This window comes from Cyanobium sp. Morenito 9A2, assembly GCF_024345575.1.
GTDB lineage: Bacteria > Cyanobacteriota > Cyanobacteriia > PCC-6307 > Cyanobiaceae > ATX-6F1.
This window is the reverse complement of the sequence record NZ_JAGQBJ010000002.1, coordinates 52,174-72,523: the sequence shown is the minus strand read 5'-3', so window position 1 is coordinate 72,523 and position 20,350 is coordinate 52,174. Positions and strand designations below refer to the sequence as shown.

25 protein-coding genes are annotated in these 20,350 nt (G+C 68.4%); 8 read left to right on the top strand and 17 right to left on the bottom strand.

Annotated features, from left to right (window positions below; all coding sequences use genetic code 11):
* The first annotated feature begins 218 nt into the window (after positions 1 to 218).
* Entirely contained in the window at positions 219 to 440 is a 222-nt protein-coding gene (locus KBY88_RS03870; RefSeq protein ID WP_254938598.1) for a hypothetical protein, read from the top strand.
* Between the two features lie 426 nt (positions 441 to 866).
* Here the strand turns inward: KBY88_RS03870 and KBY88_RS03865 are convergent, their stop codons facing one another.
* Both KBY88_RS03865 and KBY88_RS03860 read right to left on the bottom strand, forming a co-directional pair.
* Positions 867 to 1,568, bottom strand: a complete 702-nt coding sequence (locus tag KBY88_RS03865) for a VIT1/CCC1 transporter family protein (protein WP_254938597.1) — start codon at positions 1,566 to 1,568, stop codon at positions 867 to 869.
* Between the two features lie 44 nt (positions 1,569 to 1,612).
* Positions 1,613 to 2,248, bottom strand: a complete 636-nt coding sequence (locus KBY88_RS03860; protein ID WP_254938596.1) for a hypothetical protein — start codon at positions 2,246 to 2,248, stop codon at positions 1,613 to 1,615.
* Positions 2,249 to 2,458: 210 nt separating this feature from the next.
* On the opposite strand from KBY88_RS03860, the gene pdxH reads away from it, so the two are divergent.
* Complete coding sequence (pdxH, locus tag KBY88_RS03855) at positions 2,459 to 3,139, top strand: pyridoxamine 5'-phosphate oxidase (RefSeq protein ID WP_254938595.1); 681 nt, start codon at positions 2,459 to 2,461, stop codon at positions 3,137 to 3,139.
* 241 nt (positions 3,140 to 3,380) lie between these two features.
* Here pdxH and KBY88_RS03850 read toward each other — a convergent pair whose 3' ends face one another.
* From KBY88_RS03850 to KBY88_RS03825, 6 genes are all read right to left on the bottom strand, one after another.
* On the bottom strand, positions 3,381 to 3,680 hold the full coding sequence (locus KBY88_RS03850; RefSeq protein ID WP_254938594.1) for an MSMEG_0570 family nitrogen starvation response protein: 300 nt from the start codon (positions 3,678 to 3,680) through the stop codon (positions 3,381 to 3,383).
* Positions 3,681 to 3,741: 61 nt separating this feature from the next.
* Positions 3,742 to 4,728 (bottom strand): sll0787 family AIR synthase-like protein, encoded by a 987-nt coding sequence (locus KBY88_RS03845; RefSeq protein WP_254938593.1) that lies wholly within the window; start codon positions 4,726 to 4,728, stop codon positions 3,742 to 3,744.
* The gene (locus tag KBY88_RS03840) at positions 4,725 to 5,357 is read right to left on the bottom strand and encodes an MSMEG_0567/Sll0786 family nitrogen starvation N-acetyltransferase (protein ID WP_254938592.1); all 633 of its coding nucleotides are present in this window, start codon (positions 5,355 to 5,357) and stop codon (positions 4,725 to 4,727) included. The genes KBY88_RS03845 and KBY88_RS03840 overlap by 4 nt, the downstream gene beginning before the upstream one ends.
* A 9-nt stretch (positions 5,358 to 5,366) precedes the next feature.
* The gene (locus KBY88_RS03835; RefSeq protein WP_254938591.1) at positions 5,367 to 6,485 is read right to left on the bottom strand and encodes an MSMEG_0568 family radical SAM protein; all 1,119 of its coding nucleotides are present in this window, start codon (positions 6,483 to 6,485) and stop codon (positions 5,367 to 5,369) included.
* The gene (locus KBY88_RS03830) at positions 6,478 to 7,461 is read right to left on the bottom strand and encodes a Nit6803 family nitrilase (protein WP_254938590.1); all 984 of its coding nucleotides are present in this window, start codon (positions 7,459 to 7,461) and stop codon (positions 6,478 to 6,480) included. The genes KBY88_RS03835 and KBY88_RS03830 overlap by 8 nt, the downstream gene beginning before the upstream one ends.
* 36 nt (positions 7,462 to 7,497) lie before the next feature.
* A complete protein-coding gene (locus tag KBY88_RS03825) occupies positions 7,498 to 7,980 on the bottom strand; it encodes an MSMEG_0572/Sll0783 family nitrogen starvation response protein (protein ID WP_254938589.1) in 483 nt (160 codons plus the stop codon).
* Positions 7,981 to 8,169: 189 nt separating this feature from the next.
* Between KBY88_RS03825 and KBY88_RS03820 the strand changes: the two genes are divergently transcribed.
* Positions 8,170 to 9,465, top strand: coding sequence for an MSMEG_0569 family flavin-dependent oxidoreductase (locus KBY88_RS03820; protein ID WP_254938588.1), 1,296 nt, complete (start codon positions 8,170 to 8,172; stop codon positions 9,463 to 9,465).
* A gap of 73 nt (positions 9,466 to 9,538) precedes the next feature.
* Here the strand turns inward: KBY88_RS03820 and KBY88_RS03815 are convergent, their stop codons facing one another.
* Positions 9,539 to 9,790 (bottom strand): hypothetical protein, encoded by a 252-nt coding sequence (locus KBY88_RS03815; protein WP_254938587.1) that lies wholly within the window; start codon positions 9,788 to 9,790, stop codon positions 9,539 to 9,541.
* A gap of 173 nt (positions 9,791 to 9,963) precedes the next feature.
* Here KBY88_RS03815 and KBY88_RS03810 point away from each other — a divergent pair, with 173 nt between their 5' ends.
* A complete protein-coding gene (locus KBY88_RS03810; protein ID WP_315858098.1) occupies positions 9,964 to 10,812 on the top strand; it encodes a sterol desaturase family protein in 849 nt (282 codons plus the stop codon).
* Here KBY88_RS03810 and KBY88_RS03805 read toward each other — a convergent pair.
* On the bottom strand, positions 10,790 to 11,140 hold the full coding sequence (locus tag KBY88_RS03805; RefSeq protein ID WP_254938586.1) for a hypothetical protein: 351 nt from the start codon (positions 11,138 to 11,140) through the stop codon (positions 10,790 to 10,792). The genes KBY88_RS03810 and KBY88_RS03805 overlap by 23 nt on opposite strands.
* A 123-nt stretch (positions 11,141 to 11,263) precedes the next feature.
* Here KBY88_RS03805 and KBY88_RS03800 point away from each other — a divergent pair, with 123 nt between their 5' ends.
* Together KBY88_RS03800 and KBY88_RS03795 are read left to right on the top strand one after the other, a co-directional pair.
* Positions 11,264 to 11,911 carry a carbonic anhydrase gene (locus KBY88_RS03800; RefSeq protein WP_254938585.1) on the top strand — a complete coding sequence of 216 codons (648 nt, stop codon included), beginning with the start codon at positions 11,264 to 11,266 and terminating at the stop codon, positions 11,909 to 11,911.
* 121 nt (positions 11,912 to 12,032) lie between these two features.
* A complete protein-coding gene (locus KBY88_RS03795; protein WP_254938584.1) occupies positions 12,033 to 12,410 on the top strand; it encodes a molecular chaperone DnaJ in 378 nt (125 codons plus the stop codon).
* Positions 12,411 to 12,927: 517 nt separating this feature from the next.
* Here the strand turns inward: KBY88_RS03795 and KBY88_RS03790 are convergent.
* The 5 genes from KBY88_RS03790 to KBY88_RS03770 all read right to left on the bottom strand — a co-directional run bounded on the left by KBY88_RS03790 (position 12,928) and on the right by KBY88_RS03770 (position 16,209).
* Positions 12,928 to 13,728, bottom strand: a complete 801-nt coding sequence (locus KBY88_RS03790; RefSeq protein WP_254938583.1) for an ABC transporter permease — start codon at positions 13,726 to 13,728, stop codon at positions 12,928 to 12,930.
* A 20-nt stretch (positions 13,729 to 13,748) separates the two neighbouring features.
* Positions 13,749 to 14,483, bottom strand: a complete 735-nt coding sequence (locus KBY88_RS03785; RefSeq protein WP_254938820.1) for an ABC transporter permease — start codon at positions 14,481 to 14,483, stop codon at positions 13,749 to 13,751.
* Positions 14,484 to 14,587: 104 nt separating this feature from the next.
* Positions 14,588 to 14,980 (bottom strand): type II toxin-antitoxin system VapC family toxin, encoded by a 393-nt coding sequence (locus KBY88_RS03780; protein WP_254938582.1) that lies wholly within the window; start codon positions 14,978 to 14,980, stop codon positions 14,588 to 14,590.
* Entirely contained in the window at positions 14,977 to 15,198 is a 222-nt protein-coding gene (locus KBY88_RS03775) for a hypothetical protein (RefSeq protein WP_254938581.1), read from the bottom strand. The genes KBY88_RS03780 and KBY88_RS03775 overlap by 4 nt, the downstream gene beginning before the upstream one ends.
* A gap of 30 nt (positions 15,199 to 15,228) precedes the next feature.
* Positions 15,229 to 16,209 (bottom strand): ABC transporter ATP-binding protein, encoded by a 981-nt coding sequence (locus KBY88_RS03770; RefSeq protein WP_261348455.1) that lies wholly within the window; start codon positions 16,207 to 16,209, stop codon positions 15,229 to 15,231.
* Between the two features lie 972 nt (positions 16,210 to 17,181).
* Here KBY88_RS03770 and KBY88_RS03765 point away from each other — a divergent pair.
* Together KBY88_RS03765 and KBY88_RS03760 are read left to right on the top strand one after the other, a co-directional pair.
* Positions 17,182 to 18,222 (top strand): family 10 glycosylhydrolase, encoded by a 1,041-nt coding sequence (locus tag KBY88_RS03765; RefSeq protein WP_396102479.1) that lies wholly within the window; start codon positions 17,182 to 17,184, stop codon positions 18,220 to 18,222.
* Positions 18,219 to 18,776: a DUF4334 domain-containing protein gene (locus KBY88_RS03760; RefSeq protein WP_254938579.1), complete on the top strand. Its 558-nt coding sequence runs from the start codon at positions 18,219 to 18,221 to the stop codon at positions 18,774 to 18,776. The genes KBY88_RS03765 and KBY88_RS03760 overlap by 4 nt, the downstream gene beginning before the upstream one ends.
* Positions 18,777 to 18,799: 23 nt before the next feature.
* Here KBY88_RS03760 and KBY88_RS03755 read toward each other — a convergent pair whose 3' ends face one another.
* The gene (locus tag KBY88_RS03755; protein ID WP_254938818.1) at positions 18,800 to 19,504 is read right to left on the bottom strand and encodes a superoxide dismutase; all 705 of its coding nucleotides are present in this window, start codon (positions 19,502 to 19,504) and stop codon (positions 18,800 to 18,802) included.
* Between the two features lie 28 nt (positions 19,505 to 19,532).
* Positions 19,533 to 20,336, bottom strand: coding sequence for an ABC transporter ATP-binding protein (locus KBY88_RS03750; protein ID WP_254938578.1), 804 nt, complete (start codon positions 20,334 to 20,336; stop codon positions 19,533 to 19,535).
* Positions 20,337 to 20,350 lie beyond the last annotated feature (14 nt).

The following is a 20,350-nucleotide window of genomic DNA, read 5'->3' as shown; positions in this document are numbered from 1 at the left end:
GGGCCAAGCTCAAGCCCGATCGGACATCCGTTGAGGGGTGGAAGCGCTTGTCGGGTCCATGGACGTGCCTCTTCCGCCAGGCATGGACGTCCCGCTTTCGACGGGCGGCGCCGCGAGACTGACCTGTTCAACGGCCCCGGGCGCGGGCCAGACCTGCCCAATCGGCTCTGTCAGGCTAGGGGCCGCCCGCAGCTTGAGACAGCCGACCCCCTACGCCCATGGCACCCCACCCCCAATCGCCCCAGGGGCGCGGGCCGCTGCCTCCCCAGGTGGATCCCGATGATTGCGCCGTTGACCGGGGCAGGCCCCTGGGTCTGCGGCTCCTGGCCCTGGTGGGCGCGCTCTCCTTCGTGATGCTTGGAATCAGCAGTCTGATGCCGATCTTCCAGCCCTCGCCCCCGCCCCCCCTGCCAGGGGCAACCAAAGGCGCGGTGGGTTGAGGGGGGTTCCGAAGCGATGGGCCTCGTAGTGGCGATCGCTAGGCTGGAGCGGCAGGGCCGCCGGTGGCTGCGGCTCCGCGATCACACCCCTGGCATCGTCGCCCCCGGGCGCCCGAGCAGGCCCTGCGGCGCGCGTGGCTCAAGGCAATCTGTTGGCACGCCAGGGAGCTGACCCACCGGCTCGGGCCAAGAAACGACCAGCGCGTGGCCCATCTCTTTCGCGCCCCGCTGACCGTGCCGCCTGACGCTTCGCAGAGGCTGGAGGGCCAGGACCTGGAGCTGGCCTGGGCGGAGGAACTGATCACCGGCAGGGTCTGGAGCCTGAAGCTGCAGCTGCTCCGCCCCTGGCCCCATCCCTGCAGATCGCCACCATGGCCCTGGCGGCGCACCCTCAGCCTTGGACTGGGCAGGGGCCGAGCCCAGGGATCAGCCCGCGGCACCGAACAATCTCCCCACGGCGGCCGTGAGCGCCAGGGCGAACGTGCCCCAGAACAGCATCCGCATGGAACCACGCCAGAGCGATGCGCCGCCGATCGAGGCCGACAGCCCCCCCAGCAGCGCCAGGGCGACGATCGCAAGGATGGTCACCAACTCGGTGATCCGCCCGGCGGGGGTGAGCTCAAGCGTGATCAGCGGCAGGCTGGCGCCGATGGCAAAACTGGCGGCCGAAGCAACCGCGGCCTGGATCGGCCGGGCCCGCAGGATCTCGTTGAGGCCCAGCTCATCGCGGGCATGGGCGCCCAGGGGGTCATGGAGCGTGAGTTGCTCGGCCACCTGGCGGGCGAGTCCGTGATCGAGGCCCCGCCGGATGTAGATCTCCGTCAGCTCAGCGAGTTCACCGGCGGGATCGAGGGCCAGTTCCTGGCGCTCCTTGGCCAGATCGGCCCGCTCGGTGTCGGCCTGGGATTGCACCGAAACGTATTCCCCCGCCGCCATCGACAGCGCCCCGGCGACGGTGGCCGCCACACCCGCCACGAGCACCTGCTCCTTGGCTGCCCCGGAGGCGGCGATGCCCACCACCAGGCTGGCCACCGAAATGATGCCGTCGTTGGCCCCGAGCACCACGGCGCGCAGCCATCCGGCGCGGTGGGAGCGGTGGCGCTCAGAGCGTCCGGCGTCATGGCTCATGGTGTTGTGCGCTGAACCAGCAGCAGCATGGCTCCTGGGGAGGCTCAGTCGCTGTCAGGGCCATCACTGCCGGCCGCGGGCAGGCTGTTGCGAAACTGATTGGAGAGCAGGTTGCGCTGGTACTCGATCGAAAGCGCCTCCAGGTGGTGTTTGGCCGCCTCGTGCAGCCGGGGATCGATCTGATCAAGCGCTCGGCCGCTGGGCACCTGCATGGCCGCCACCAGGCGCAGGGCGTCGAACAGGCGCACTTGGTCGTGCTGCCAGGCCTGGTAATCAATCGCGACGGCGTTGAGATCCTGTTCGGACACCTTCCCTTGCTCCAGCCCCTGGTGCAGGCCCTGGAGTTGGGCCAGCCGAGCTGACGTCACCAGGGCATGGGCCGAACCGAGGGCCGCCAGGGCATCGCTGGCTTCGCGCTTGAGCACTGAGAGGTTGCGGCTCTGGACCGCCCGCTCCACGGAGAGCGGCAGGCGCACGCCCGGCCGCTGGGGGATTGGCGCCGGCGCCTGGGGTGACAGGGCCGCTTCCGTTGAGGCTGCAGGTGCTGTCAATGGCCGCACGGGGGGCTGAACCGCTGACGGGGTGGGCGTCGGGGCCACCGGCGGCGCCTGCAGGGCCAGGCCCCAGCGCATCAGCAGGGTGCCGACTCTGTGGCCAAGGGCCCGGGGCTTCCAATCCATGGCTGTGGGGCACGTGGGGCCAATCTGCAGGCAACCGGGGGCCAGTGGAAGGGGGGAACCCCACCGAGGACGCACGGTTTGCCGACTCGGTCTCCGCCGGCCGGAGGAGCGATGGCCTGAGGCCAGGGCTGCACCACTGCCGCCGGCGGCTCTGGCGCCCCTTCCGCAGCTGCCTACGGTGACTCCAGCGATTCCACCGCCACGCCCTGGATGGATCAGGCCGCCAGCGCAGCCTCCGCCAACGCCACCAGCGGGGAGGTGGCCTCCCTGCGCCGGGAGTACCGGCTGGCCGGGCTGCGCAGGAGCGATCTGGCGGCCGATCCCGTGGCCCAGTTCCGCCGTTGGCTCTCCGAGGCCACTGCGGCGGAGTTGCCTGAGCCCAACGCCCTGGTGCTCTCCAGCAGCGATGGCTTGCGCTGCAGTTCGCGCACGGTGCTGCTCAAGGCTTTCGACGGGCGGGGCTTCGTGTTCTTCACCAACTACGGCAGCCGCAAGGCCCGCGACATCGCCGCCTGCCCCCAGGTCAGCCTGCTGTTTCCCTGGTATGCCCTGGAGCGTCAGGTGGGTGTGATCGGCCGCGCCGAGCGCATCAGCGTGGGCGAATCCCTGGCCTTTTTCGCCTCGCGGCCCCAGGGCAGCCGGCTCGGGGCCTGGGTGTCCCAGCAGAGTGCCGTGATCAACTCCCGCACGCTCCTGGAGCTGAAGTGGGAGGAGATGCGACGCAAGTTCGCCGGAGGCGAGGTACCCCTGCCTGACTTCTGGGGAGGCTTCCGGGTGGTGCCGCGCGAGGTGGAGTTCTGGCAGGGGCGGGAGAACCGGCTCCACGACCGCTTGCGCTACGTCCGCAGCACCACCGGGGAGCCCTGGTTGATCGAGCGGTTAGCGCCCTGAGGTTGGCCTGGCCTCCATCGGCTCCTCCTGGGCCGCCCAGCAGGGGGGAAGGGCACCGGGTGAGCCTGGTCCGACGCGACCGCCAGCAGGCGGGGCCACGGCACGAGCGGCGCCTGGAAGGGGCTCGATGCGAGCGTCGAGCAGACCCACCGTTGTTCGCTGGAGGCACAGGTGAAGGCCACCAGGCCCCCCGCTGGATTCCAGCGCCCCCCTGGCCAGCGCCCCGTCCAGGCCCCCAAGCTCAACGCTGGTCAGCGTTTGTGTCGGACGTCGCCGTCACCAACACCTGCTCCTGGCTGTCGTAGCCGGCCGCCCAGCACTCCAGCTTGCGCCCTTCCTCCTCAGCGCGCGTGCAGGCGAAGCCGTAGCGGTCCCGCACGCGCTCGGAGGCCTGCTCAAGGGCCTCGCTGCCACGTTCCTGCAGCTCCCGCACAGACACGATCTGGCCGGGGCTCAGGTAATTCAGGATCACCGTGGAGGGGGAATACAGGCGGGTGGTGCGCCCATCGGGCCACACCAGATCCAACTCGACTTCGGGCACGGCCTGCCGCCTGTGAACGCCCGGAGAGTTTCACCCGCCAGCGCCCCCCGGGCCGTGCCGGTCACGACAGCGCCCCAAAGCCCGTCAGCGCCGTCGCGGCGGTGCGCACGATGACCCGCTCGTCGCCGCGCCTCAACTCCAGGGCCTGGCCCTCCTGGAACAGGCCGATCGGCTGGCAGCGGAGCTCGGGATGCGGCTCCAGCACCGCCCGCAGGGCCTGGCCCTGATCCGGGGCACTGGCCAGCAGAAAACCGAAGCTGGGGAAGCAGGTGATCCATTCCTCCAGTTCCACCCCCTCGGGCGGCTCGATGGCGTCCAGATCGAGCACTAAGCCGCAGCCCGCCGCCTCGCACAGCATCGCCGCCGTGCCGATCAGGCCGCCCATGCTGATGTCCTTGGCGGCATGGGCCAGCCCTTCAGCGGCGATCAGGGGCAGCAGCGCTAGCTGGGCGCGCAGCTGGGCCGGATCGGCGCCAGTGGCGGCATCCCAGAAGGGGTCCGGTCGGCGCAGGACGCCCCCATCGATCTGGATCAGCAGATGGCAGCTGTCCCCGGGGCGGGCGGATCGGGCCGAGAGGATGGGCCCCGGCGCCACCCCCAGCACCGCGACGGACAGAGCTTCATAGGGGCTTTGCAAGTTGGTGTGTCCCCCCACCACTGGCACCGCAAACGTCTCCGAGGCGGCACGCATCCCACTCAGCAGTTGCTCTGCGGGCTCGCCGCCACGGCTCCAGAGGCTGTTCACCACCGCCAGAGGTGTGCCTCCCATCGCGGCGATGTCGCTCAGGTTCACCAGCACCCCGCACCAGCCGGCAAACCAGGGATCCCGTTCCACCAAGCCCGGATGGAGACCCTCACAGGCCAGCAGCAGCGCGCCACCCTGTGGCGGCAACAGAGCGGCGTCATCGCCCAGGGCCGCCGCAGGTCCCAGCTGGGGAAAGGGCTGGTGGGGGAACACCGACGCTGGGTGTTGGATGTCGTCCTTGCCAGTGAGCCCCGGCAGCCGCTGCAGCCGCGCCGCCAGCTCCTCCAGTGGCGTGGGACTCACGCCGCCGCCAGCAGCGGCCGGCGTTCGGCGGCAGCCCGGTAGTAGGCCAGATCAGCCTCCATCAGGTGATGGGCCATGCCACGGATCTCCAGGCTGTCGATGGAGCTCCAATGCAGGCGCTGGAAGAAGCGCACGTTCTGGATCTGCACTGTGGCCAGAAAGCGATCGCAGCCCCAGCCGTTGGCGGTGGTGACCGCCTTCCAGATCAACCCCTTGCCGATCTGATTCAGACGCCGGTAGTCACCGTGGACCCCTAACCGGCCGCCGTACCAGAGCCGCGGCTGCTCCTCAAGGATGCGCACCACGCCCACCACCCCGTCGCCCCGGGCGGCGGCATGATCGAGAGCGGCAATCGGGTAGGCGCGATCGTCGCGTCCGTCGCGGTCGGAGTCTTCGAACAAGTGCTGCTCCTGGCAGAAGATGGCACTTCTCAGCTCCCAGTAGCCACGCTCCAGGGGTGATCTCGATCGCAGCAGGTGGAAGGAGAAACGCTCGGAGCTGGCGGTGGGTGAAAGCTGAAAGTCTTCGGCGTCGATGGCCAGGCCGCGCCGCACCGAAGGCGTGAAGGCAGCTGGGGCGGAGCTGGAACTGCGGCCGATGCTGTGGCTGGAGGGGTCGATGAAGAACATGGCGCTCCCTCAGAAGGCGGGTTCAGGGGTGGCCTCGAAGAGGGAGAGGGCGGAGCAGGCACCGCACTTGGCGCAACCGGCGCTCATCGCCTCCGAGCTCAGGTCAGAAGCGCGCAACAGCCCCCCTACGGCGCCGTAGACCTGCAGCATGAACTCGGTACTGGGGGGCGGGTGGCCCTCAAGCGGTGTGCCGGCGATCGGCACGAACGGCACCACGAACGGGTAAACCCCAAGGGCGATCAACCGCTCGCAGCAGGCCATCAACGACTCAGCTGAATCACCGAGCCCCGCCAGCAGGTAGGTGGACACCTGGCCGCGGCCGAACACCTCCACCGCCTTGGCGAAGGCCTCGTAGTAGCGCTCCAGGGTCAGTTCGCCCTTGCCCGGCAGCACCCGCCGCCGCACCTCCGGCTCCACCACCTCCAGGTGCATGCCGAGGCTGTCCACCCCTGCCTCCTTCATGCGGCGGTACCAGATCGGATCCTCCGGGGGCTCGCACTGGGCCTGGATCGGCAGCGGCACGCGCGCCTTGACGGCGGCAGCGGTCTCCGCCATCAGGCGGGCACCACGGTCGTCGGAGTTAGGGGTGCCGGTGGTCATCACCAGCTGTTTCACCCCATCGAGGCGCATGGCCGCCTCGGCCACCTCGGCCACCTGCTCTGGGGTCTTGCGCACCAGGGTGCGCCCCTCCTCCAACGACTGCTCGATGGCGCAGAACTGACAGGACTGCGTTCGGTCGCGGAAGCGGATACAGGTTTGTAGCAAGGTGGTGGCCAGCACGTCGCGGCCGTGCAGCAGGGCGATCGAGCGATAGGAGATGCCATCGGCCGTCTGAAGGCCATAGAAGCGGGGCTCGGGTGGCGCCTCCACAGCCCAGGGCATGACACCTTCCGCTTCGACATGGAGAGCCCCATCGTCTCCGGCCGTCAGCCGATAGGGGGAGTCCTGGGCGGTGGCGTTGTAGACGGGGACCATCACGGTGGTGCCCTCGATCGTGAGCGCCCGATGGTCGGAGGGTCCGGCACCGCCCCGTCGTCCGGGGTTGCCGGGAACGGCCGGATCCACAACCCCCCGCACCTGCAGTTCGGTGAGCCGCCGGCCCAGGGCCGACCCGCTGGCCTCAGCCATGGTTGGTTTCCTCCAGAACGTCGCTGGCGCCGAGGGCCTCGCTGGGACCCGCCCACTCCTGCTGATGGACCTGGGGGGTGCGGTTGATCTTCAAGCTGAGCAGATCCGGGCGGCTGTAGTGCCCCACGCTGTCCATCATGCGTTTGCGTTTGGTGATCAAGGAACGGTCGAGTTCGGCGATGGCCAGGCCCTCCCCTTCCGGCAAGGGGCCAGCCAGGTATCGCCCCTCTGGGCTGATCACCGCTGTGTGGCAGCCCCCCTGGAAAGCTTTGTGCAGCGAGGTATCGGCCGTGATCGTGGCGTGGTCGGCGGGATCGAGCCAGGCGGTGGAGGAGATCACGAAACAACCGGCTTCCAGGGCGTGGTGCCGCAGGGTGACGGCGGTCTGCTCGCTGAAGATCTGGCCCACCAGAGACCCAGGGAATTGGGCGCAATGGATCTCCTCCCCCTGGGCCATCAAGCTGAAGCGGGCCAGGGGGTTGTAGTGCTCCCAGCAGGCCAGGGCGCCGATCCGCCCCAGGGTGGTGGGTACCACCTTGAGACCAGAGCCGTCCCCCTGGCCCCACACCATGCGCTCGTGGTACGTCGGCGTGATCTTGCGACGCTTGAGCACCAGCTCACCGTCGCCGTCGATGAGCAGCTGGGTGTTGTAGAGGCTGCCGCCATCGCGCTCATTGACACCAAGAAGCACGTGCAGCCTGTGCCGGCGGGCGGCAGCAGCGATGCGCTCGATCTCGGGCCCGGGCACCACCACCGCCTGCTCGTAGAGCTTCAGGTGGGACTGGCCCATGGACACCGCCGGCTCCACAAAGGAGAAGTAGGGGTAATAGGGCAAGAACGTCTCGGGGAAGACGATCAGCTCAACCCCGGAAGCGGCCGCTTCAGCCATGGCGGCCAGCACCCGCTCAACGGACCCCTCCAGGGAGAACAGAACCGGCCGGATCTGGGCTGCGGCGACGGTGATCGTGGCAGCCATCTCGGCGACCTCAGGGCAAGGGACGGGCGGTGGGGCTCACAGGGTCCAGGTGTCGAGGATGAAGGCCCCCTGCTGGCGGTGAAGCAAGATGATGTCGAGCACATCGAGCGGATTCACCGGAGTAATGCCGGGGATCAGAGCACCTTCGCCATGGCCATAGAGGGCCTGCAGGGCGAAGCGGCAGGCGTAGACCTTGCCGCCCTGGTCCATGAATTTCTGAAGGCGGGCGTTGAAGTTGAGGTGGCCATCGAAGGCGGCATCCCCGAGCTTGGGGAAACCGCGCTGCACCCCAAGGGTCACGCCGGGGCCGTAAAGCAGGATGGAGGTTTCGAAGCCCTTGTTGATCAGGCGGCTGGCCTGCAGCAGGTTCACCAGTCCGATGGAGCCCTCGAAGGCCACCGTATGGAACGTCACAAGAGCCTTCTCGCCTGGCTCGGCCTTGACGTCGGGAAAGACCTTCTCCTCGTAATCGACCAGGAAATCCCCGGGTTGATGGGCGGGATGGGTGACCTCGGGCATCGGACGTCGATCGCTGAGAGTTGTCGGGTTGACGGTGCCACGGTTGAAGTTTTGTTTTGTGTCGCCGATGTGACCGAAGCGCCGCAACGCTCCTGAGCACTCACCCCGCGGAACGGTCGCCTTCGGTACTTGCCCCCCGGGCGCTTCGCTCCAGCATTCACCGCAGCCGTCCTCAATCCCCTGCAGCCCATGGAGAAGTCCTCCCCCCAGATCCCGCGCCACCCCGTGGTCGTGGTGGGGGGTGGTCAGGCGGGGCTGTCGGTGGCCCACGGCCTGCAGCAGCGCGGCCTCAAGCCCCTGGTGCTGGAGCGGCACTGCATCGGCTACGCCTGGGCTCAGCAGCGCTGGGATTCCTTCTGCCTGGTGACCCCCAACTGGCAATGCCGACTGCCTGACTTCCCCTACGACGGCGATGACCCCGAGGGGTTCATGAACCGCACCCAGATCGTCGACTACGTGAAGCGCTTCGCGGCCCAGGCGGGGCTGGCCGTGCGGGAGGGCGTGGAGGTGAGACGGCTCACCAGCGCCGGCACGGGCTACCGGCTGCACACCAGCGAGGGGGAGCTGGAGGCTGATCAAGTGGTGATCGCCACGGGTGGCTACCACCGTCCCAGGCGCCATGGGCAGGCCCTGCGCCTGCCGGAGGGGCTGCTGCAGTTGGATGCGCGTGACTACCGCAACCCAGGCCAGCTGCCGGAGGGTCCGGTGTTGGTGGTGGGCAGCGGCCAGTCGGGCTGCCAGATCGCTGAAGATCTGTTCCTCGCCGGCCGTCCGGTGCACCTGAGTGTGGGCAGCGCCCCGCGCTCGCCCCGGCGCTACCGCGGCAAGGACGTGGTCGACTGGCTTGATCGCATGGGCTACTACGCCATGGCGATCGAGCAGCACGACGATCCCCGTTCCGTGCGCTCCAAGACCAACCACTACCTCACCGGTCGCGATGGCGGGCGAGAGATCGACCTGCGCCGCAGGGCCCTGGAGGGCATGGTGTTGCATGGCCGTGTGGAGAGTCTGGGGAGCGCGCGGATCAGCTTCCGTGACGACCTGGCCGCCAGCCTCGATGGGGCCGATGCCGTCTACTGCCGCATCCGCCGAAGCATCGACGAACACATCGCCGCCAACGGCCTTGAGGCGCCCGTTGAACCGCCCTACGCCCCCTGCTGGCAACCCACAGTCGGCACCACGCCCCAGGAATTGGATCCACTCACCCTGGCCGCCGTGATCTGGTGCACGGGCTACTCCCCCGATTTCTCCTGGGTGGAGGTGCCGATCTTTGATGGAACCGGCCAGCCGGCCCACCAGCGAGGCCTCACCCAGGCCCCCGGCCTGTACCTGCTCGGCCTGCCCTGGCTGCACACCTGGGGATCCGCGCGCTTCTGCGGTGTGGCCGATGACGCGACCTACTTGGCGGAGGCGATCCGGTTGCGGCACGAGCGCCGTGCCAGCGCCCAGGAGCGGCTGGAATGTACGGCGCTGCTCGGCTCCTGAGCAAGGCCGCATGGAGCAGCTTTTTGGCGCCTGATGCGGCCATCTCCCGCGCGGTGGGAGCCGGTGGTGACCGTCAGCGCAGGCCTCCCTCGGCCACGGGCCTGGGCCGGACGCGTCTGCGCCAGCGCCGCAGGGCCACCACTGTCCAGATCAACTCCGCCACCGCATAGGGCCAAGCCCCCGCCAGCAGCGCGTAGACCCCTGAAGCCAGACAGCCGGCCGCAAACACCAGCACCCAGACCGGAGCCCGTTCTTCAAGGGTGTAGGCGATCAGCATCACGGCCACCGCCACGACACCGAAGAGGGTGATCGGATCGTTCACCATGGCGCGTGCAGGACAAGAAGGACAGGTGCCAGTGGAAAGGCCCGTTCCGCGGGTGTCGCCGGAAAGCGGCTCCAAGCGAAACCGTGCCTAGCTTGATTGCGAGCGGAGCGGGGAGAGGAGATGGCGACAGGGACACTAGAGGCCGGACCAGCAGGGCTGGCCGTGGGGGCAGGTTGACTCTGATTCCAGCGCTGGCTTTTTCGACTGGATTTCAGGGGCACGCCCTGCTGATCGACGGTCTGATCGTGTTCGGCTTGATCCTGGGGCGCTATTTCCTGGTGGCCGGCGGCTCCTACCTGCTGCTCTACCGCGGCGGAGCGGAGTCCCCGGCGCTGCAACGAACAGCCACCTGCCCACCAGCCGCCCAGCCCGGCCGCCAGCTCCGGCCCCGGGCCCAGCAACCTTCGGCCACCTCCATCCGCCGCGACATCGGCCTGTCGGTGCTCTCGGCCGGGGTGTTCGCCCTGGCGACCCTGGCCCTGCTGGCGGCCCACAGCCATGGCCTGACGCGCCTGTACACAGCCGTGCCGGGGCCCCTGGCCGGGATCACCTACGGGATGGTGAGCTACGCCCTGGTGCTGGTGCTGCAGGACGCCTGGTTCTACCTGACCCACCGGCTGGTGCACCTGCCGGCGCTCTACCCCTGGATGCACCGGGGCCATCACCGCTCCCTCTGCCCCAACCCCTGGACCTCCTTCGCCTTCGATCCCCCCGAAGCGGCCTTGCAGGCCCTCTTCCTGATCGCGGTGGTGCTGGTGCTGCCCCTGCACCCCATCACTCTGATCGCCGTGCTCACCACCATGACCATCTGGGCGGTGGTCAACCACCTCGGCCTGGACCGACTGCCGGCGGCCTTCCCCCACCACTGGCTGGGGCGCTGGCTGATCGGGCCCTCCCACCACGCCCTGCACCACCGGCGACCAGCGGTGCATTTCGGGCTTTACTTCACTCACCTCGATCGCCTGTTCGGCAGCGAGGATCCGGGCTACGCCAGCTCCCTCAGCGCTCAAGCAGGAGCATGATCAGTCCCGAGAGCAGTCCAAGCCCGTGCAGGGCGAGGGGCACGGGCTCGCTCGGCGGGTAGGAGGCGATCAAGCGCTGGGTGCCCAGCTCTCCTTGGGCGAGGTACAGGGCACAGACCAACGCAACGCCCACCGCCAGCAGTGGCAGGCCATGCTCCAAGACCGCACCGCTGATGCCCGGACCACCCCAGATCAGATGTTGGGCGATGTGAAACACCCGGATGGGCAGATCAGCGCTGAGCACGAACACGACGAACAGGGCCAGGAACTGGCGCAGGCGACGGCCGAACTCCGATCCCATCTGCCCCAGCACCTGTGAACCCACCATGCCTTGCCGGTGGGTCAGGGCAATCCCGCCGCCGCACCCTTCGGAGGCTTGGTCAGTCGGTGCCCATCCGGACAGCGCCACCACCCAACGACAGTGACAATTCCGACTAGAAGCCACCCATCTGTGACCACCACCCTGCCCCCTTCCGCGGCTGTTTCGACCGATCTGGCCACGCCTGAGCAGGTGCTGGATCAGCTGCGGGAGGGCCACCAGCGCTTTCTTGACGGGCACTCGCTCCATCCCCACAGCGACCGGCGTCGGATGCTGGAGTTGGAGGAGGCCCAGCACCCCATGGCCGCGGTGCTCGGCTGCGCCGATTCACGCGTACCCGTGGAGCTGCTGTTTGACACGGGTTTCGGTGATCTCTTCGTGGTCCGCAACGCCGGCACGATGTCGTCGGCGGCCTCAATCGGCTCCCTGGAATTCGCCGTGGGGCACCTGGGCGTACCGGTGATCGTGGTGCTGGGCCACGACCGCTGCGGCGCGGTGCAGGCGGCCCTCAACCCCCGCATCAACCTCACCCCCAACCTGGCCCAAGTGGTGGGTCAGCTGCGCATGGAACTGGCCAACCTGGGGGGAAACGACGATCTGGAACAGGCCTGCCGCCACCACACGCTGACCTCGGCCCGCAATCTGGTGGATTCAAGCGTGCTGCTCACCGACCGCATGCGCGAGGGAAAGTTGCAGGTGGAGGCAGCCCACTACAACCTGCACACCACCTCAATCGACTGGATGGGCACGTTGATGCCGATGCGGTTCAGCACGATCTGAGCGGAGGGCGAAACGACAGGGCCGTCACCCCTTGGTGAGCCGTGACGCCGGCCCTTGGTGATGCGTGACGCAGACCGGCATGGCCCCATGGAGGATGCTGGAGTGATAGCGAAGCAACCCCATGAGCCCGGCCCTCGTTCGGCTGAAACCGAAACCAGCGGCCGACCAGGCCAGCGGCACCAGCAGCAACGACACCCGGGGATTCGGAGGTAAGCCCGCCAAGCACTCAAAAGCTGCGGGCGGCAAGGGCCGCAAGCGCAAGGGATCCGGCCTCACCGCGGCCGATCGTTCGCCCCTGGGCAAAAGCCCGGATCTTGAAGCCATCGAAGCGCGGCACTTGCTGGGGCTTGCCCTGGCGGGGCGCCTCAGCAGCGACGTGGTCACCCAGGCCTGGAAAAGGGCGGCCGGCGAGCATCACCCCGACCGCGGCGGCCAGCACCACACCATGACTGCGATCAATGGCGCCCGTGATCTGCTGCTGGGCCGTCGACTTGATTGAGGGCTTCGCCCGGACTGGAGGGACTCCCCCCGGAGCCGTTTTCTGGTCGTCCCACAACAAAGCCCGGCGAGCGGGTCACCGGGCTTTGCCCATTTGGAGGCCCATCGGGGCCAGAGGCTTGAGAGTTGTGCAACGGATCGATGGATCGATCCTCAGGTTGGGCGCAGGGGGCGGAGTGGCTGGCGCAGGCCCCTGGGGCCATGACGTTCAAGCGGTGGTCGTCCGTTGGACCCGGGGCACCTGGGGCGGTGCGGTGGGTGGCCGTTGAGCACGGGGCTCGGCCGGATGACCCAAGATCCCAATGAGACTGTTGGAGCAGGGGTCCGAAACGTCAGCGCGCTCCTGACATCTGGTTAGGCGGCGTGTCGTCCATGGAGGTCTCCGAATCACGACTCCGCAGGCTCTGGTGCTGCGGTTGAGATCACCATCGGACGGCTACAACCAGCAGGCAATGGGTCGACTTACCCATTTGCCTGCGACCGATCGCAGCACACTGGTCTTCAGCTGGAGCCTGGCTCTAGCTGGACGCCGAGGTGTAGAAGCGCAGGGCAAAGCCCCAGAACCAGCGGCTGAAGGCCAGCGCCGCCGCCGCCACGACCAACGAGGCCAGCAGCCAACGGGCGCTGCCCGTGCCCAGGATCGCCTCGGCGGGCACGGTGGTGAGGAAGGCCACCGGCAGCACCACGGTGAAGAAGGTGCGCAGGGCCGCCGGGTAGGCGCTGATCGGGTAGCGGCCGGCCACCAGGGCCGAACGCAGCACCTCGGTGGCGTTCCAGACCTTCACGAACCAGATGCTGGTGGCCGCCAGCACGAACCAGAGCGCATACAAAATCAAGGTGCTGGAGAGCAGCAGCAGGGCAGCGCTCAGCACGGTGAGCAGATCTGGGGTGGCGCCGGAGCGCGCCGCGGCCACGACGATCAACGCCAGCCCCAGCACCACCCCCGGCAGACCCCAGGGGGACACCGTGCGGGCCGAGAGCCAGAACTGGCTGTCGATCGGCTTGAGCAGCACGAAATCGAGCGTGCCCGTGCGCACGTGGGTGACGATCGTGCTCAGGTTCGGCTGCAGCAGCGTGCTGGTGATCCCATCGAGCAGGGTGTAGATCCCCAGCACCACCAGCGCCTGCTCCCAGCTCCAGCCCCCCAGGCTGCGGCCATTGGCGAAGAACAGCGAGAGCAGAAAGATGCTGCCCGCCAGGTTGCCGCCCACCGAAAGCAGCTCAATCAGGAAATTGGCCTGGTATTCCAGCTCCGCCGTGAGCGATGTGGCCCAGAAGCGCCGCAGGGTGCGCCGATAGCGTCTGAACGTCGAGCGCAAGTTCGCCGTTGGTGCTGGCATCACGCCCCCATCGCCGCGTAACGACGCATGCCGGCGCTCCAGAGCAGCAGCACGAACGGAAACACCAGCAGCGTCCAGCCCAGCAGGGCCCCGAAGCCCAGCGCCAGATTCACCTCACCACCGCTGAGCAGCTGGGCCGGAAAGCCGATCATCCAGGGGAAGGGGGTGGCGTAGGCCAAGGCGCGCATGCCCGCGGGGAACGTGTCCAGGGGCGCCACCAGGCCGGAGAGGAACAGGTAGGGGATCATCTGCAGGCGCTCCAGGGCGGCGGCCCGTTCGCTCCAGAAGCAGAGCATCGTGATCAGGCTCTGGATCAGAAAGCGGAGCAGAAACACCATCAAGGTGGCCAGCACCGCCAGTAGGAAGGTGGCCGGCGAGGGCAACCAGAAGGTGTGGGGCAGCACCAGGAACACCAGCGCCAGGATCACCACCACGAAGGGCAGCCGGGTGGCCTGCTCCGCCAGGTGGGCGGCCAGGTAGCGCCACAACGGCGGCAGCGGTTGCAGCAGGTAGGGGGAGAGGCGGCCCTGGAGGTTGTCCTCCTCAAAGGCGTGAATCACCCAGATGATCGTGAACTGACGCACCACGAAGGCCGCCAGGAAGTAGCGCGTCAGCTGCAGGGGGCTGAAGCCTGAATCAGCGGCGGCCCCCGAACCGCTCCAGACCCCGAGCATGATCAGCGGCAACACGCCGGAGAGCGCCCAGAGGGCGATCTCGGCGCGGTATTCGAGCATCAGGGCGTATTGGCTACCCAGCAGCACCCGGGCCAGGCGGAGGGCGTGGCGGGCGGCTCGAAGGGCGGCTTGGAGGGGTGTGGGTCTGGCGTTCGGGCGAATCCTCATGGTGGTGCGGCGGCCAGGAGCGTGATTCCACAGGTGGGGCCAGGGGCGGCGGCCAGCCGGCGATCGGCCGTGAGCAGCGGACAGCCCAGGGTTTCAGCCAGGGCCACGTAGCTGGCGTCGTAGGCACTGAGGTTGTCGCGCAACGCCCAGATCCTGCCCAGCAGGGGGGCACTGGCATGGCGACGGATTCCCAGGGCTGAGAAAACGAGCAACAGGTGCTCAGCCCCAACGACTTGCAACTCTCCGGTGCGGCAGAGCCGCCGCAACACGGAGGCCACCTCCCCATCCAGCAGGTGGGGCGCCTGCAGGGCCTCCATGGCCAAGGCTGTGCGGGCTGGGCCTGCGTTCAGCAACCCCGCCACCACGGCAGAGGCATCAACCACGATCATCGCTCCTCCCGCTCGGCCCCCAGGCCCCGGGTGATCGCCTCAAGCGAAATGGCGTGGTCGGGGAGGCCCTCCAGCAGGGCCGCCGCATCGGCGCGCCTGGAGGCTTCGGTGAGCTCACGCACCGCGAACGTGCTCAGCGGCAGGCCAGCCCGGGAGGCGAGCCGCTCGAGCCGCTCGGCCACCTCATCGGGCACGTTGCGCAGGTAGAGGGTGCGCATGGCGCGGGCTGCTAGCAGAATGCAAGCAGCCTAGAGGGATCCCTGGCGAAACAGCCGCCCGATCAGCTCTTCCACCGGCGGCTCGCTCACCTCCAGATCCACCACCTCAAACGCCGTGAGCAGGCGACCCACCGTGGCTGTGAGGCCCTCGCGGGGAATCAGCAGCCGCACCTGGTGGCCCTGGCACTCCTCCAGGGTGCCGTAGCCGGCGAACGCCTCCGGTGGCTGGGGCTGCTTCAGCTCCAACCGCACCTGGCGCTGGGGGGCGAGCCGTTCGGTGAGGGCCTCGAGGGAGCCGTCATGGAACAGGTGGCCCTGGTGGATCAGCAGCACCCGCGGGCAGAGGGCGGTGATGTCGCCCATGTAGTGGCTGGTGAGCAGAACGGTGGCACCCGTGCGGCGGTTGTAGTCGGCGAGGAAATCGCGCACCCGCACCTGGGCGTTGACATCCAGACCCAGGGTGGGTTCATCCAGGAACAGCACCGCGGGCTGATGCAGCAGGGCGGCCATCAGCTCGGCCTTCATGCGCTCCCCCAGGGAGAGCTTGCGCACAGGCCGCGTCAGCTCGGGACCCAGTTCGAGCATCTCCGCCAGCTCGTCGATGCGTCGCTTGGCTTCGCCATCGGGGATGCCGTAGACGGCCGCATTGACCCGCAGGGAATCGAGCGGCGGCAGGTCCCAGATCAACTGCTGCTTCTGGCCCATCACCAGGGTGATCTGGTTCAGAAAAGCGCCCTCGCGCCGGGCGGGCTCGAAGCCCGCCACCCGCACCGAGCCGCCCGTGGGGTGAATCAGGCCCGAGAGCATCTTGAGGGTGGTGGTCTTGCCGGCGCCATTGGGGCCCAGAAAGCCCACCACCTCCCCCGGTTCGACCTGGAAGCTCACCCCCGTGACCGCCGGCACGTCGCGGTGCCGGCGGGCGACGAAATGGCGCAACGTGCCGCGCAGCCCGGGCTGCTTGTCGGCGACCCGGTAGGTCTTGGAGAGGTTGTCGGCGCGGATGATGGGCATGGGTTCGACGATCACCTGATCACAGGCGATTCCTGCCCATGGTCAAGCAATCCATGGGGGTTGCGGGCCACCTCGACGGGCTCGATGGGAGCCAGCAGCAACGCATGGCACCGACCGTTCCGGATGCGTCCCAGCGAAACCAGCCCCCAAGTCATGGGGGAAGCCGCGATCTCAGGCGAAATCTGGACCATCCCATCGTTGCTGAGCGAACCGCTCCTGTCTTGATCCGCGATCGCCGCGTTGTCCTGATCACTCCTGCCGTGGCCCATGGAGCTCTCCAAGCTGTGAATCGCGTCATGGTGCATTTCGCCGAGGCGACGACTGAGACAACCCGGGGCCGTGGCGGCCAGCAACAGCTTCACGCCGGCAGCGGTTCCAACCCATGGAGGCGAGCGAGCACAGCGGCGGACAGCAGCATGGCAGGGATCTGGTTGGGCTCCAGTTCGGAACCTTCAGCCAGGATCTCCTTGGCGCGCAGGCTCTAGGCCAGCGGATCCTGCTCCACCTCCACCGCATCGCGACGGTCCGGAATCAACGGTGTGCCATGGCAGGCCAAGGGGCTGTGGCGAGGCGGTCATTCAGGGAAGGCATCTGAGCCGCGCTCAGCCGATCAGCACCATAAACAGCATGCTGCCTTCAGGGCCGTTCGTCGTCGAGCCCCCCTAACGTTGAGCCCATGCAGCCCTGAAGGTGCTGGTGGGCGAGGCTCCGCATCTGACCATGGGCCCGGCCCGGCCGTCCGGCTGCGCGGGATCAGGCGGCACGAGATCCGGCGTCGGGTCCTTGGGACGCTGCTGCGGCCTGGTTCTGGGCAGCCTGCTGCTGCTCCCCTCCGCTCTGGTCCCAGCGTCCCGGGCCCAGGACTGGCTCCCTCCCCTGCCTGCGCCACCACCACCAACGGGGCCAGCGCCTGAAGCGCCACCTCCCCCAGGTCCTGCGCCGCTGACCAGGGCCGAGATCCGCGGCGTCTGGTTGACCAGCAACGACATGGCCGTGCTGCGGGACCAGGGGCGCCTTCAGGCCACCATCGACCAGCTCAGCGCGCTCCACTTCAACACCCTCTACCCGGTGGTCTGGAACAGCGGCTTCGCCTACTACCCCAGCGCCGTCACCCAGCGGCGCGGGATTCAATCCTTCACCTACCTGGGCCTTCAGGGCCAGGACCTGCTGGCCGACATCAGTGCCCGCGCCCGCCAGAGCGGTTTGCTGGTGATCCCCTGGTTCGAATTCGGTTTCATGGCGCCGCCCAGCTCCGAGCTGGTGGCCAAGAATCCCGCCTGGCTGACACGCAAGCGCGATGGTGGCACCACCTCGATCACGGCGGCGGGGGAGGTGGTCTGGCTCAACCCGTTCCACCCCGACGTGCAGGCGTTCATCACCGAGCTGGTGCTGGAGATCGTCGGCAGCTACGACGTCGACGGGATTCAGTTCGATGACCACATGGTCCTGCCGAGAGACTTCGGCTACGACCCGTTCACCGTGGCGCTCTACCGCAAGGAAGCCAAAAAAGATCCCCCCGCCAACCCCCAGGATCCGGCCTGGGTGACGTGGCGCGCCGGCAAGATCACGGCCTTCATGGCACGGCTGCGCCAGGCGGTGCGGGAGCGCAAGCCCAACGCCATCGTCTCCATCTCTCCCAACTACTACGACTTCGCCTACCGCCTGCAGCTCCAGGACTGGCTCACCTGGGTACGGCGCGGAATCGTCGACGAGGTGGTCGTTCAGCTCTACCGCCCCGACCTGGCCAGTTTCGAGAGCCAGCTGGAGCGCCCCGAGCTGGCGGAAAGCCAACGGCTGATCCCCACGGCGATCGGGATCATGGCCGGCCAGCGCAGCAGCCCCGTGCCCCTGGAGCGCATCGAAGCCCAGACCCGCGCCGCCCGGGGGCGGGGTATCGGGGCGGTGTACTTCTACCTCGAATCGCTCTGGCGTCTGGCCCCCGAACCCGCCCCGGTGCGCCTGGACGGCTTTCGAGAGCTGTTCCCGACACCCGCCCCACGCCGGCAGCCATGACCTCTCCCAGCCAAGAGCCGTTGCCCACCGCTCGTCTCCCCCCGGGCCCGCTGAGCACCGAAGCGGCCCTGGAGCTCTTTGATCGGCTGGAGCCCGTAGAGGAGGAGAGCCTGATCGGCGCCTGGCGGGGCAGCAGCTATGCCACCGGCCATCCCTTCGATGGGCTGCTGGAGAACTGTCACTGGCATGGCAAGCGCTTCGAGAGCCGCGAAGACGTGCACCCACTGGTGTTTCGCCGCGCCGGCGGACAACTGATCAGCCTTGAACCGCGGCTGCTGATGCCGGGCCTGGGCTGGCTTGAGCACTTGCCGTGGCTGGGCGCGCCCTGGGTGGGGCGCCTGTTCCAGGCGCTGATGCCGCTGCTGGCGACGCGGCAGTCGCGGGCCCGCCTGCGCCGCACGCGCTACCGGGGTGTGGACTCGGCCACGATGCTCTACGACCACGCGCCGATCAACGACGTCTTCCGTCGGATCGACGACGACACCCTGCTGGGGCTGATGGACCTCAAGGGCCAGGAGCGGCCCTTCTTCTTCCTGTTACGGCGGGAGAGCTGAACGGCGCCCTGTTCAGAGGAGGCTCAGAGGCTGGAGGCCGCCGCGAAGCGCCGGTTCACTTCGTTCCAGTTGATCAGATCCCACCAGGCGCTGATGTACTCGGGGCGGCGGTTCTGGTACTGGAGGTAGTAGGCGTGCTCCCAGACATCGAGCCCGATCAGGGGGAGACCCCGCTCGAGGCCCGGCAGGTCCATCAGAGGATTGTCCTGGTTGGCGGTGCTGGTGATCGCCAGCTGGCCATCGCTCCTGCGGATCAGCCAGGCCCAGCCGGAGCCGAAGCGGGCGGCGGCCGCCTGGTTGAACTGCTGCTGCAGGGCCTCCAGGCTGCCGAAGCTCGCGTCGATGGCCTGCTGGAGTTCGGGCGAGGGCGCTCCGCCCTGGCCCGCCGGTGCCATCACCGCCCAGAACTGGCTGTGGTTCCAGTGGCCACCACCGTTGTTGCGCACCGCCGCAGGGAAGCGTCCCACCTGGGCCTGCAACGCCTCCAGCGACAGATCGCCCAGGCCCGGATTCGCGGAGATCTGGCCGTTGAGGTTGCTCACGTAGGCGGCGTGATGGCGGTCGTGGTGGATCGTCATCGTGGTGGCATTGATCGCGGGCTCCAGGGCTGCGCTCGGGTAGGGCAGGGGCGGCAGTTCAAAGGCCGCCCAGGCCGGCAGGGCGGCAGCCAGCAGCACCAGGGCGCACAGCGGGGCCAGCAGGGCCCGCGGAAAGCAAAGGAAGCGCATGATCGGGGCCAAGACGTTCAACCTGGTTCTAGCGGGACGGGGCCGCCGGAAGCACCTGCCGGTAGCCCCCAGCCGTCACCACCTGGAGGGGCGTCTCGAACAAGGCGCTCAGGGGACCGGCCTGGAGCAGCTCAGCGGCGGGGCCATCGCCCACCACAGCCCCCTGGCGCAGCAGCACGGCCCGGCTGATTTCGGGGATGATCGCCTCGATCTGGTGGGTCACCAGCAGCAGGGTGGTGCCGGCGTGGGCCAGGGCGCGCAGGATGTCCAGCAGCTGGTGGCGGGAGCGCAGGTCGAGGCCATTGGTGGGTTCATCCAGCACCAGTACCTCGGGGTCGTGCACCAGGGCCCGGGCCAGCAGGACGCGCCGCTTCTGACCATCGGAGAGTTCAGCGAAGGGGCGCTGGGCCAGATCGCCCAGGGCTAACTGATCCATCAGGGCACGCACCCGCTCGCTCTGGGCGCCTGTGGGCTGCTGGCTGCGGCCGATCCCCACCGAACCGAAAAAGCCCGAAAGCACCACATCGAAGGTGCGCACGCGCCCGGCGTAGCCGATCTGCAGATCCGTTGAGACGAGGCCGATGCGCCCGCGCAGGTCCCAGAGGTTCACGGTTTCGCTGGCGAAGATCCTCAGCGCTGAACCGGGTTTGACCAGCGGGTAGATCTCACGTCCAAGAAGTTTGACCAGGGCGCTCTTGCCGGCTCCATTGGGGCCGAGCACCACGGTGTGCTCCCCCAGGTGCAGGCGGAGATCGAGCTTTTCGAAGACAAGGCGTGGGCCCAGGTAGGCGTCCACGGCCTGGAGTTCGAGATAGGGGCGGGGGGAGGTCAAGGCCGGGGGTGGGC